At 59.5% G+C, this 12,487-nt stretch carries 12 protein-coding genes and 1 tRNA gene; 6 read left to right on the top strand and 7 right to left on the bottom strand.

What is annotated here, in order from left to right:
• Nucleotides 1-70: 70 nt before the first annotated feature.
• Nucleotides 71-943, top strand: a complete 873-nt coding sequence (locus tag MRBLMR1_RS26840) for a methyltransferase domain-containing protein (protein WP_148148258.1) — start codon at nt 71-73, stop codon at nt 941-943.
• 35 nt (nt 944-978) lie between these two features.
• Here the strand turns inward: MRBLMR1_RS26840 and MRBLMR1_RS26835 are convergent, their stop codons facing one another.
• The 6 genes from MRBLMR1_RS26835 to MRBLMR1_RS26810 form a co-directional block, all read right to left on the bottom strand.
• Nucleotides 979-1,092, bottom strand: coding sequence for a hypothetical protein (locus MRBLMR1_RS26835; RefSeq protein WP_500066953.1), 114 nt, complete (start codon nt 1,090-1,092; stop codon nt 979-981).
• Nucleotides 1,093-1,198: 106 nt separating this feature from the next.
• Nucleotides 1,199-1,519, bottom strand: a complete 321-nt coding sequence (locus MRBLMR1_RS26830) for a hypothetical protein (RefSeq protein ID WP_148148256.1) — start codon at nt 1,517-1,519, stop codon at nt 1,199-1,201.
• Nucleotides 1,520-1,622: 103 nt separating this feature from the next.
• Nucleotides 1,623-2,033, bottom strand: a complete 411-nt coding sequence (mutT, locus tag MRBLMR1_RS26825) for an 8-oxo-dGTP diphosphatase MutT (RefSeq protein ID WP_148148255.1) — start codon at nt 2,031-2,033, stop codon at nt 1,623-1,625.
• Nucleotides 2,030-2,800, bottom strand: coding sequence for a GNAT family N-acetyltransferase (locus MRBLMR1_RS26820; protein ID WP_148148254.1), 771 nt, complete (start codon nt 2,798-2,800; stop codon nt 2,030-2,032). Before MRBLMR1_RS26820 ends, mutT begins: the two co-directional genes overlap by 4 nt.
• A gap of 8 nt (nt 2,801-2,808) precedes the next feature.
• Nucleotides 2,809-4,050: a bifunctional glutamate N-acetyltransferase/amino-acid acetyltransferase ArgJ gene (argJ, locus tag MRBLMR1_RS26815; protein WP_148148253.1), complete on the bottom strand. Its 1,242-nt coding sequence runs from the start codon at nt 4,048-4,050 to the stop codon at nt 2,809-2,811.
• Between the two features lie 77 nt (nt 4,051-4,127).
• Entirely contained in the window at nt 4,128-5,024 is an 897-nt protein-coding gene (locus tag MRBLMR1_RS26810) for a peptidylprolyl isomerase (protein WP_148148252.1), read from the bottom strand.
• Nucleotides 5,025-5,267: 243 nt separating this feature from the next.
• On the opposite strand from MRBLMR1_RS26810, the gene secA reads away from it, so the two are divergent.
• The 3 genes from secA to MRBLMR1_RS26795 all read left to right on the top strand — a co-directional run bounded on the left by secA (nt 5,268) and on the right by MRBLMR1_RS26795 (nt 10,821).
• Nucleotides 5,268-7,979 carry a preprotein translocase subunit SecA gene (secA, locus tag MRBLMR1_RS26805; protein WP_148148251.1) on the top strand — a complete coding sequence of 904 codons (2,712 nt, stop codon included), beginning with the start codon at nt 5,268-5,270 and terminating at the stop codon, nt 7,977-7,979.
• A 164-nt stretch (nt 7,980-8,143) separates the two neighbouring features.
• Nucleotides 8,144-9,553: a lipopolysaccharide biosynthesis protein gene (locus MRBLMR1_RS26800; RefSeq protein ID WP_148148276.1), complete on the top strand. Its 1,410-nt coding sequence runs from the start codon at nt 8,144-8,146 to the stop codon at nt 9,551-9,553.
• Between the two features lie 2 nt (nt 9,554-9,555).
• The gene (locus MRBLMR1_RS26795; RefSeq protein ID WP_148148250.1) at nt 9,556-10,821 is read left to right on the top strand and encodes a GNAT family N-acetyltransferase; all 1,266 of its coding nucleotides are present in this window, start codon (nt 9,556-9,558) and stop codon (nt 10,819-10,821) included.
• A gap of 73 nt (nt 10,822-10,894) precedes the next feature.
• On the opposite strand, the gene MRBLMR1_RS26790 is transcribed toward MRBLMR1_RS26795, so the two are convergent.
• Nucleotides 10,895-11,665: a hypothetical protein gene (locus tag MRBLMR1_RS26790; protein WP_500066958.1), complete on the bottom strand. Its 771-nt coding sequence runs from the start codon at nt 11,663-11,665 to the stop codon at nt 10,895-10,897.
• A gap of 228 nt (nt 11,666-11,893) precedes the next feature.
• Here MRBLMR1_RS26790 and MRBLMR1_RS26785 point away from each other — a divergent pair.
• Nucleotides 11,894-11,978, top strand: a tRNA-Leu gene (locus MRBLMR1_RS26785).
• A 186-nt stretch (nt 11,979-12,164) separates the two neighbouring features.
• Nucleotides 12,165-12,446, top strand: a complete 282-nt coding sequence (locus MRBLMR1_RS26780) for a hypothetical protein (RefSeq protein ID WP_148148248.1) — start codon at nt 12,165-12,167, stop codon at nt 12,444-12,446.
• Nucleotides 12,447-12,487: the final 41 nt, after the last annotated feature.

The following is a 12,487-nucleotide window of genomic DNA, read 5'->3' as shown; positions in this document are numbered from 1 at the left end:
GAATTGCCGGGCATGGACTTGACAATAAGCGACGAAATACGCCTTAGCGAAGCATAATCGGATGGTGATGATGGAATTTCTCTTCGACGAAGACCTGCTTTCACGCAGACGCGAACGAGCATTGGCAAATCACACCGGCAATGCGGATTTTTTGCTGGATCTGGCGGCAGGCGAATTGGCCGAGCGTCTTTCCGTTGTGGAGCGGCAGTTTCCTCTTGCCATCGAACTGCACGGAGGAACGGGGATCGCCGCGCGAAAGGCAATCGAAACCGGCAAGATCGAAACAATTCAGCGCGCAGAAACCAGCGAACGCTTCGCCAAGGCAGGAGAGCATATCCTGTCCGCCGGTCTTGATGACGTGCCGATCGAGACGGCATCGGTTAACCTCGTCCTGTCCCCGATGGCGCTGCATGCCGTCAATGACCTGCCAGGCACGCTGGTGCGCATTCGCCGCGGTCTGAAGCCTGATGGCCTGTTCCTCGCAGCCATTCCCGGTGCGGGGACGCTGTCGGAGTTGCGCGATGTCCTGCTTGCGGCCGAGGCCGAGCTGACAGGCGGCGCCAGTCCCCGCGTTATCCCATTCGCCGATGTGCGCGATATAGGCGGCCTTCTCCAGCGGGCAGGTTTCGCCCTTCCGGTGGTGGACGCAGAAAACTATACGGTTCGATATGACAGCCTGTTTCCGCTGATGCGCGACTTGCGCGCCATGGGCATGGCTAATCCCTTGAGGGGTCGCAGCAGAAAACCCCTTGGGCGCGCATTTTTCCTGAGGGCTGCGGAAATCTATGCAGAGCGTTATTCCGATCCCGATGGCAGGATCAGGGCTACGTTCTCGATCATCTACGCCTCCGGATGGGCGCATCATGAGAGCCAGCAGCAGCCGCTGAAACCAGGTTCTGCAAAGGTGCGTCTTGCAGATGCCCTTAAGGGCCTGGACGGCTAGCGCTTCCGCAAAAGCGGAAACGGCTTTAAACCGTCTTATTTGGACGCATTGGTGTAGGTGTTGGTGATGGTGTTGAACATATTGCCCATCGCCTCGTAATAATTGCCGAGCGCAGCAGCAAGCGTGATGCCGAGGACTGCGGCAAGCAAGCCGTACTCCACTGCCGTTGCACCACTGATATCCCTGATAAAGCTGCGGAACAGGCGCATAGGTCGTCCTTGGAATCTAAGCGGTTCGATCATGCGTCGGAGTGGTTCAGCAATCGCCGTCCGCTCCGTAACCCTGAACGATGCAAACCGAACCGGGTGTCTCCTGCAGAACGCTCCTGCGGATCGTGTAGTGCTTCGAACCACCTTCGGCGGGCTTGATCGATCCCGTCGTCAGCATATCGAAGTCTTCCTGCACATGCGCAAGGCGCTTCTGATCCGACCGCTCCGCCAGCATCGGCGTCACGATCAGCGACAGGGCAATTACGGCTGTTCCGAAAAGCAGCGCAATATTCAGCGCTCCGGTCCTGCCGGACCTGTACGTCGCCCGCTGGCGATTGCGCACAGTTTTCCAGAACTCGTCGTCCATTGTCCCGAAGCCTCGTCAGATCATTACGTGCCTGGCCACAAAGATGCCAGAATCCGTTGAACGAACTGTTAACGCGAGATAAATCCGACAGCTCTAATTTTAATTAAAGCAGATCCTGCAGCATCGGGATCAGCGGCTCATCCGCCGGCGGCATGGGATAGTCGCGAAGCGCATTCGGCCTCACCCATTTGATCTGCTGCCCCTCGCGGCCCGTCGGAACACCCTCAAACCGGCGGCAGACATAAAGCGGCATCAGCAGATGGAAGCTGTCGTAGGTGTGGCTGGCAAAGGTGAGCGGCGCAAGGCAGGCGACCTTCGTGGTGACCCCGAGTTCCTCATGAAGCTCCCGCACCAGCGTCTCTTCCGGCGTTTCACCGGGTTCGACCTTACCGCCCGGAAACTCCCACAGCCCCGCCAGCGATTTTCCCTCTGGCCGCTGCGCAAGCAGGATACGGCCGTCGGCATCGATCAGCGCGCAGGCGGAAACGAGAAGAAGCTTTTTCGGTTCGCTCATGATTTCCGCCAGTAACGATAGGAATAGGCCTTGCTGAAGCCGAACCTCTGATAGAGCGCGATGGCAGCTTCATTTGTTGACTCGACCTGCAGCCAGGCGGTGCGCGCACCGCTGATCCGCGCCCAGCGAAGCGCCGAGGACAACATGTCTGTGCCGAGCCGTTCGCGGCGATGGGATGGTGCAACGGCAAGCGAAAGAATGCCGGCAAGATCGTTGTCCTGCACGCACAGCACCGTCGCCACTGCTCCGTTACCGGGATCCTGTTTCATGAAGAAGCCGGATGTGGGCTTGATAGCACTGAGGATCTCGGCAAGCGCCGGCTTCAAGGCCGGATCGTCACCGGCAACCGAAAGGCATGCATCGGCAAAACGGCCGATATCGTGGCTCGGCAGATAATCGAGCGTGTCGGGAAGCTCCAGCCGGGAAAGGTCGACTGTCATGACATCCGCCGTCTCGAAGACCTCCCATCCGCTACGCGTCAGATGCTCAAGCATGACCGGCGGCGCAAGCGGTGTTTCCCTCAGCACAAGAGTCCTGCCGTAATCCGCAAAACGCTTGGCAGCCTTTGTGAGCCTGAGATCGAGATCCCGGTGATCGGAAGGATCAAGCGGAACGACGCAGTTGACCCGTTTCGACGGATGCCCGCCTGTCAGCCGCACCTGCCAGCTTCCGTCATAGACGACGGACGCGGCAGGCCATGCGCGAAACCCGACGGCTTCGAGCCTGCGGACCAGCGGTAGATCGGGCTCTACGGATGCTGCTGCCATCACCCGCATCAGCTCCGGTAATCGCCGTTGATAGCGACATATTCCTTGGTCAGGTCGCAGGTCCAGACCGTCGCCTTGCCCGATCCGAGACCGAGTTCGACCTTTACCGGAATGTCCTGGCCCTTCATCACGGCAGAGGCCGCCTCTTCAGAATAACCCGGATCGCGCTCGCCGTTGACGGCAACGCGGATGTCGCCGAACCAGATCGCCAGCTTGTCGCGATCGGCGGCTTCGCCGGCCTTGCCCACCGCCATGACGATACGGCCCCAGTTGGCGTCTTCGCCGGCGGCCGCGGTCTTGACCAGCGGCGAATTGGCGATCGACAGCGCGATCGTCTTGGCGGCCGCATCGCTTTCCGCACCGGTCACGGTGATTTCGAGCATCTTGGTGGCACCCTCGCCATCGCGAGCGACCTGGATCGCCAGGTCCTTCAGGAGCGCGTTGAGCGCCTCGCGGAAGGAGGCGAGCGCCGGATCATTGGCATCGGCAATCTGTTTCTGGCCATCGGCGGCAGCCGCGCCCGTGGCAAACAGCATCAGCGTGTCGGAGGTCGATGTGTCGCTATCGACCGTCATCGAATTGAAGCTCGGCTCCACACCGGCCGACAGCATCGACTGCAGAGCCGAGGAAGAAATGTCGGCATCGGTCACGACGAAGGACAGCATCGTCGCCATGTCGGGCGCGATCATGCCAGCACCCTTGGCGATGCCGTTGATCGTCACCTTGACGCCGCCGATCTCGGCGGTACGGGTCGCGACCTTTGGATAGGTATCCGTCGTCATGATCGCCTTGGCGGCTTCCTGCCAGAAATCGCCGGTAGCGGTCTTGTTCATGTCGCCCAGAACACCGGCAAACTTGGTCGCATCGAGCGGTTCGCCTATGACGCCGGTGGACGCGAGATAAACCTCGTTCTCGCCGCAGCCGACAGCTTCGGATGCAGATTTCGCCGTCAGAGCGGTCGCAGCCTTGCCCTTGATACCCGTGAAAGCGTTCGCATTGCCGGAGTTGACCACCACTGCACGAGCCACGCCATGAGAGAGGTTCGAGCGGCAGAAATCGACAGGGGCCGAAGGGCATTTGGACTTGGTGAACACGCCGGCAACCGCCGCAGGCTTGTCGAAAACCATCAGCAGCACATCCGTGCGGCCCTTGTACTTGATGCCTGCAGCTGCCGTCGCCATCCGCACACCGCGGACCAGAGGCATTTCAGGATAGGATTTCGGGGCGAGCGGGGAGACGGAAGCGGACATGGTCAATACCTGCGCGAAAAGTTTTCAGTAAGCGATAGAAAAACGGGGGCACGAACGCCCCCGTTGTCATCAATGGATCAGGGCTTTGCAGCCGGGGCAGCTTCCGGGGCAGCCGCATCGCCGGCGCCGTCCTGCATCTTGCCAACTTCCTCATAGCCCTTCTTCAGGGCTTCGTCGGTGATCTCGACCTTCTGCTCAGCCTTGGCCTTTTCAAGGATGGCAACATACTTGTCGCGCATGACGAGCTGCTTCACCTGGTCCTTGACCTGGTCGAAAGCCGGCGGCGGTGCATCGCGCTTGTCTTCGACCTTGATGATGTGGAAGCCGAACTGGGTCTTGACCGGGGCTTTGGTATAGGCGCCCTTTTCGAGACCGAAAGCGGCCTCTTCGAATTCGGGAACCATGCGGCCCGGACCGAACCAACCGAGATCGCCGCCGTCGTCCTTGTTGCTGTCCTGCGAGTTTTCCTTGGCCAGCTTGGCGAAATCCTCACCCTTGTCGAGCTTGGCGATGATCGCCTTTGCTTCATCCTCGGTCTTGACCAGGATATGGGCAGCCTTCACTTCTTCCTGCTTCGGAAGAGCAGCGATTTCCTTGTCGTAGCGAGCCTTGACCTCTTCATCGGTCGTTGCTTCGACGACATGCTTGCGGAAAAAGGCGTTATGCAGTTCGCGATCGCCGATATAGGACATGCGCTTCTTGAAGTCGTCGGTCTTGTCAACGCCTTCGGCAAGCGCGCCGCTTGCGAGAAGCTTGACGTCGATCGCACCGGAAAGGGCTGCGACCTTCTTCTGCTCGTCCGGCAGCTGGGCCAGCTGCGGGTCGAGGTTCTGAACCGCAAGATCAAGTTCCGACTGGGTGATCTCAAGCGTGCCGACCTTGGCAACGACCTTGTCTTCCTGCGCGAAGGCAGGAACCTGGAACGAGATCGCAGCGGCGATTGCCGCCGTTACGAGAAGTTTGTGACGCAACATAAGTTACCTTTCGCATGGATGCCGGTCTCAGGGTTTGGATCCGGCCTGAATCCTTCACAAACACCGGAATGTGGCCATAGTGTATCGGCCGCAACCGTTGACATAATTCGGACCCCCTCTTATCTGTCACGCAACTTGGCGTCCAGAAGAGTTTCCGGGCGTTACGGGACAATTTGCCGGCATTGGAACCAACCTCTTCCGACCTGCAATCCCATGGCACTGAGATCAGAAAGGACCATTCGCATGGTCAGCTTCGGCGGCATCGCCCGCAAACTGTTCGGTTCGGCCAACGAGCGCCGCGTTCGCGGCTACAAGCCGACTCTCGCCAAGATCAATGCCATCGAGGAAGCGACCAAGGCGCTGACCGACGAACAGCTCGCCCACAAGACGGTTGAGTTTCGCCAGATGCTGGCGGATGGCAAGACGCTCGAAGACATCATGATCCCGGCCTTTGCCGTGGCGCGCGAAGCTTCCCGCCGCGTGCTCGGAATGCGTCCCTTCGACGTTCAGCTGACCGGCGGCATGATCCTGCACGACGGCGCGATCGCCGAAATGAAGACCGGTGAAGGCAAGACGCTGGTCGGCACTCTGCCGGTCTACCTCAACGCCCTGTCGGGCAAGGGCGTCCATGTCGTTACCGTCAACGACTACCTCGCCCAGCGCGACGCCGGCATCATGAGCCGCCTCTACAGCTTCCTCGGCCTTTCGACCGGCGTCATTGTCCACGGCTTGGACGACGAGCAGCGCCGTGCGGCCTATGCCTGCGACATCACCTACGCGACGAATAACGAACTCGGCTTCGATTATCTGCGCGACAACATGAAATACGAGCGCGGCCAGATGGTTCAGCGCGGCCACAATTACGCGATCGTCGACGAAGTGGACTCGATCCTCGTCGATGAGGCGCGCACGCCGCTGATCATTTCCGGCCCGCTGGACGACCGTTCCGATCTCTACACGACGATCGACACCTACATTCCGCTTCTCTCCGAAGAAGACTACGAGATCGACGAGAAGCAGCGTTCCGCCAACTTCTCCGAAGTCGGCACCGAGAAGCTGGAAAACCTGCTGCGGCAGGCCGGCCTCCTGAAGGGTGAATCGCTCTATGACGTCGAAAACGTCGCGATCGTCCACCACATCAACAACGCGCTGAAGGCCCACAAGCTCTTCACCCGCGACAAGGATTACATCGTCCGTAACGGCGAGATCGTTATCATCGACGAATTCACCGGCCGCATGATGCCGGGTCGCCGTTATTCGGAAGGCCAGCACCAGGCGCTGGAAGCCAAGGAAAAGGTACAGATCCAGCCGGAGAACCAGACGCTCTCCTCGATCACCTTCCAGAATTACTTCCGCATGTATTCCAAGCTCGCCGGCATGACCGGTACGGCGCAGACCGAAGCGGAAGAGTTCGGCAACATCTACAAGCTCGAAGTCATCGAAGTTCCAACCAACCTGCCGATCGCCCGTATTGACGAGGACGACGAGGTCTACCGGACCTTCGAGGAAAAGTTCAAGGCGATCATCGTCGAGATCAAGGCTGCCCACGAGCGCAACCAGCCGGTTCTCGTCGGTACGACCTCGATCGAGAAATCCGAGCTTCTGGCCACCATGCTGCGCCAGTCCGGCTTCGAAAACTTCAACGTGCTGAACGCCCGCTACCACGAGCAGGAAGCCTATATCGTTTCCCAGGCCGGTGTGCCGGGCGCCGTCACGATCGCCACCAACATGGCCGGTCGCGGTACCGACATCCAGCTCGGCGGCAATGTCGACATGCGTCTTGAGCGCGAGCTTGAAGGCGTGGAGGACGAAGCCGAGCGCAATGCCAGGGAAGCAGCGATCCGCGCTGAAATCAAGGAACTCAAGGCCAAGGCGCTGGAGGCCGGCGGTCTCTACGTCATCGCCACCGAACGCCACGAAAGCCGCCGTATCGACAACCAGCTGCGCGGCCGTTCCGGCCGTCAGGGTGACCCCGGCCGCTCCAAGTTCTTCCTGTCGCTTCAGGACGACCTGATGCGCATCTTCGGCTCCGACCGCATGGACGGCATGCTGCAGAAGCTGGGCCTCAAGGAAGGCGAGGCGATCGTCCATCCATGGATCAACAAGGCCGTGGAACGCGCCCAGAAGAAGGTCGAAGCCCGTAACTTCGACATCCGTAAGAACCTTTTGAAATACGACGACGTCACAAACGACCAGCGCAAGGTGATCTTCGAACAGCGTATTGAAATGATGGATTCGGAAGATGTTTCCGAGACCATCGAGGACATGCGCAACGAAGTCATCGAGGTCATCGTCGCCAAGCATATCCCGGAACGCGCCTACGCCGAACAGTGGGACGCACCCGGCCTGCATCAGGATGTCCAGCGCCTGCTCAACCTCGAACTTCCGATCGAGGACTGGGTCAAGGAAGAAGGCATCGGCGAAGACGATATCCGCGAGCGCATTACCGAGGCAGCCGACGCCGCTGCCAAGGATCGCCGCGAACGCTTCGGCAACGAGGTGATGAATTATGTCGAACGCTCGATCGTGCTGCAGACGCTCGATCACCTGTGGCGCGAGCATATCGTCAATCTCGACCACCTGCGCTCCGTCATCGGCTTCCGCGGTTATGCTCAGCGTGACCCGCTGCAGGAATACAAGGCAGAAGCTTTCGAACTATTCCAGGCGCTGCTGGCTAACCTTCGCGAAGCCGTCACCGCCCAGATGATGCGCGTCGAGCTGATGCAGAATCCGGAGCCGCCGGTTCCGCCACAGACCTATGAGGAACATCATCTCGACCCGATGACCGGCGAAAACCAGATTACCGGCCGCGACGATGAAGACTTCATTGCCGCCCCCGAGGATCGTCACCCGGAAGATCAGTCGACCTGGGGCAAGATCGGCCGCAACGAGGCCTGCCCATGCGGTTCCGGCAAGAAATACAAGCATTGCCACGGCGCCTTCGAACAGGCCTGAGGCATCTGGAAATAGCTGATACAAACGCCGCCCAATGGGCGGCGTTTTGCTTTTGAGGCCAACGGCATCCATCAGTCTATCGTCGCTGCCAACCGTTTCTTAACCGCGACCTGCCATGCTTTTCATCAGTATTTGTGCGGCATAACGAGTATCCCTTGCCCTTCATGGCGGTTATCGAAACAGCGGAAAAACTGCTTCCGCCGGGCTTGCGCGCCCGGATCGTACCGCTGATCGCAAAAATCGGCACCGCACTGACGGACAACAGCGAAACGGCGAAGGCCCAGCGGCAGGCCCTGACGGCTTTCGCTATTCGCATCGCCTCGGCCGCAATCGCTTTTCTCTCCCAAATCGCTCTCGCACGGCTGATGGGGGAGTTCGAATACGGTCTCTACGCCTTCGTCTGGGTGATCGTGATCCTGACCGGCAATCTCTCCTGCCTCGGCTTCCACACCTCGATCATCCGCTTCTACCATCAGCATCTTGCAAGCGGCGAAACCGCGATATTGCGCGGGCTGAACGTGGCATCCTGCCTTGTTGCATTTCTGACGGCAACGCTGGTCGGCACACTGGGCTTTGCCTTCCTGGCCGTGTTCGGCAACGATATCGCCTCCTATTATCTCGTTCCGATCGGCATTGCGCTTTTCATCATCCCGATGATCGCGCTCGGCGATATTCTCGACGGCATGGCAAGGGCGCGCGGCTGGACCGTTTCGGCACTGGCGCCGACCTTCATTCTGAGACCGATCCTCATCCTCGTCTTCATGGCGACTGCGGAATTCATCGACGCACCGCATGATGCGACGACTGCAATGGGAGCGGCACTCGCCGCGACCTATGTCACCACGCTTGCCCATCTCGTGCAGCTCGCCGCGCTGATCCGCAAGGAGAAAAGCGAGGCGCCGCGCCAATATCAGTTGGGCACCTGGATGAGATATTCGCTACCGCTCTTTCTCGTTGACGGGATCAGTTTTCTGCTGACCAATGCCGATGTGGTCGTGGTCGGCCTTTACCTCCCGCCCGATCAGGTCGGCATCTATTTCGCCGCAGCAAAAACGATCGTGCTGGTGCAATTCGTCTATTTCTCGGTCAAGGCTGCAGCCGCACCGCGTTTCTCAGCCATCATTGCCGCCGCAGACCATGATGCGCTTGCCGACTTCGCAGCCCGGTCGACACGCTGGACCTTCTGGCCGTCGCTCATCATCGGCCTTTGCGCCCTCGCCGCCGGCGAGATGCTTCTGTCCCTCTTCGGCCCGAACTTTACCGACGGCTATGGGCTGATGGCCATCCTTTTTGCCGGCATCCTGGCCAAGGCATCCATCGGTCCTGCAGAAGTCCTACTTACTATGGCCGGACACCAGAAACTCTGTGTTGGAGTTTATGCTGCAACCCTGATTGCTGCGGTAATCCTGTATTCTGTGATGATCCCGCTATTCGGCTTGACTGGAGCAGCCGTTGCGGCTGCTACTGCAATCATGATCGAATCCCTGCTGCTTCATCTGACAGTCCGCCGTACGCTCGGCATCACGCTATTTGCCTTCGCACGTAGGCCTCTTGCCGGTTTGGGAGCGAATTGACCATGCAATTCCCACCACCGGGCATCGAAAATGCGAAGGGGCAAGCTGCTCTGGGACAGGATAGACAGGAATTGCCCGAAGCCGATCTCAAACTGCCTGTCGGCCGGGCCGGACGCGAATTCTTGCTCTATCCCGCAACCCTTGGTTATGAGCTGCAGGAAGAGCTGGAGTTTCTGTCGCATCGGGCGATGGAACCCAACATCTTTTTCTCCGCCCGCCTTCTGGCTCCTGCCATGCCGCGTGTGGAAGACAAGCAGGTGCGTTTCGCGCTGATCCGCGATGACAACGGCATGCGCTCGCGCCTGCGCCTGCTGATGCCCTTTACCGTCGAGCGGCCAGGCTTTTCGGTCGGCGCTCCGATCATCCGTACCTGGGCCAATCCCTTTGGGCCGCTTGGAACTCCACTGCTGGACACAGAGGATGCCGCCGAGACGATAGACAACCTGTTCGAAGTTCTGACCCAGCCCCAGACCAAACTGCCATCGGTTCTGGTTCTGCCGGATATTCGCCTTAACGGTCGCTTCGCTCAATTGGCGAAGGCCGTCGCGATCGCCCGCGATCTTTCAGTCGCCACGACCGACACGTTCCGACGCCCGATGCTGGAAAGCTATCTCGACGGTGAAAGCTACCTGAAGCAATCCGTATCGGCCCATCATTATCGCGAGATGCGCCGCCAATGGCGCAACCTGGAAAAGCTTGGCACCCTGACCTACAACGTTGCCCGCCAGCCGGAAGAGGTCCGCCTGCGGATGGAGGAATTCCTCGCCCTGGAAGCGAAAGGCTGGAAGGGCAAAAAGCGGTCAGCGCTGATCAACGACCGTTATCGTGCCGCCTTCGCCCGCGAAGCGATAACCAACCTCGCCGAAATCGACGCGGTGCGCATTCACACGGTCGATCTCGATGGCCGCGCGATCGCCTCGATCATCGTTTTCATCATGGCCGGTGAGGCCTATACGTGGAAAACCGCCTATGACGAGAGTTTGGGCCGCCATTCGCCCGGCAAGCTGCTGATCATGAAGCTGACGGACTGGCATCTGGAGGATGCCAACATCCTGCGCACCGACAGCTGCGCCGTGCCCGATCATCCGATCATGAGCCGCATGTGGGAACAACGCGATGAGATGGGAAGCCTCGTCATCGGCCTAACACGCAATAGCGACCGTGATGTCCGGCAGGTCGCAACCCAGCTCCATCTCTATAGAAACACCCGCAATATAGCCCGTATCCTGCGCGAAAAGATCTTGCATCTGGCCGGCCGTGATACGTGACAGGAAATCTGTCGTGGATGCAGCACACTCAAGGGGCCGGCGTGTCAGCCGACCCCTTGAGTAACCCGAGCCGCTAACGCGACGCGGTCATGCGCAACATGCGGCAGAGCTGGACGAGCGCCGGATCATAAGCGCCGACCGAGACATCCACGCACCGCTTCAACAGCTTCTGCCTTTCGCTCGGCGACATGGCGTTGAAGGCAGCCCGCTGAGGACCGGTCAATCCGCCTCCGGCTCCACCACCACCCGTTCCCGGACCTGTACCCGGCCCTGTTCCGGGCGTGCCGCCGCCGACCCCGCCTCCGACATCCACACCGACACCAGTCGTGCCTCCGATACCGAGCCCGACAGTCGCGCCGATACCGCCGGTGCCGCCGATCGATGCGGTCGTTCTGGCATTGATGCCGTTCGACGTGCTGGCGCCGACCCGCGCATTCACCCCGTCGCTGCCTCCCACGGATGCGGCAACCCCGGCATTCAACCCACGTGAACCGTTGACGTTTGCACCGGCATTGACACCACGGCTTCCTCCGACCGAGGCATTGGCGCTCGCCACGCTGGAATTTCGTCCGATGCCCGCACCGGCATTCGCACCATTGCGACCACCGACGGATGCCCCGACACCGACACCGCCGGATCTGCCGCCGACGCTGGCTCCGGCATTCACGCCGTCACGCCCTCCCACCGACGCGCCCACACCGAGCCCGCCACTGCTGCTTCTGCCAACGCTGGCGCTGACGCCCCGATCACCCCCGATGGATAATCCCTGAGCATAGACCGGCGTCAGCCCGGCCGCCGTGATGCATGTGGACATCAATGCCGAAACAAATAGTTTTTTCATGATACTCTCCTCCTTAAGGGTCTGCCTGCAGAACCCACGGATTCGAATTCCAATCGCCGGCATTAGTTTCAGATTATTCTAATATAAGGCCTGCGAATATTAACGGTTTATGACGACGCCGCTTCGCGCCTCGCGTTCTTCCGGGAAGCGGATCGTTGCGGATCATATTTGAAGAACTTGCGCCTTGCATCTTCGTGGCCGCGCATGGTAAGCGCGTTCCACATCTACTGTGCCCCGTTGGCGGAATTGGTAGACGCGCCTGACTCAAAATCAGGTTCCGAGAGGAGTGCTGGTTCGATTCCGGCACGGGGCACCATATTATCCGAAATAGACAGATCAATTGTCAGTTTGCGCGATTAAAGCCGTGCAGATATCTCCCCGCATTTGCCTTAGGATGACCTGCCGTGAGACAATATCCGGCATGCATCTTCAAGCTCCCCGTTGCGATGCACGTAAATCTTCCTAAATGACTGGGCATCGAGGAAAAATGGAGAAGAACTAGATGAGCGCCGAATTCGGCCCCTACGTCCAGATGTGCACCCTTGCTCAGCAAATGGCTGTCCAATATCAGAAAGACACCAACCTCGCCTTGGCGCCCTTTCTGAAACATTTCATGGATGAGGTCGAAGTGAACGTGGCTGCCGATAGTTTCAATCATCTCGGATTCATGCAGAAGATCCGCGAGCCGGTCGAATTGGGAGCGGAAAAGGCGTCCGACGCTCGACGCAAGGAGTTTCTTCAGGCTCTTGCAACTGCTCTGCATGAGCGCATCCAAAGACACTGAGCAAATGCCAGCGACGACTGAACCGTTCGGGCTGTACAATC

Source organism: Neorhizobium sp. LMR1-1-1.1 (genome assembly GCF_040675795.1).
Classification (GTDB): domain Bacteria; phylum Pseudomonadota; class Alphaproteobacteria; order Rhizobiales; family Rhizobiaceae; genus Neorhizobium; species Neorhizobium cellulosilyticum.
Note: the sequence above shows the minus strand (reverse complement) of the source record. Positions and strands in the feature narration are given on the sequence as shown.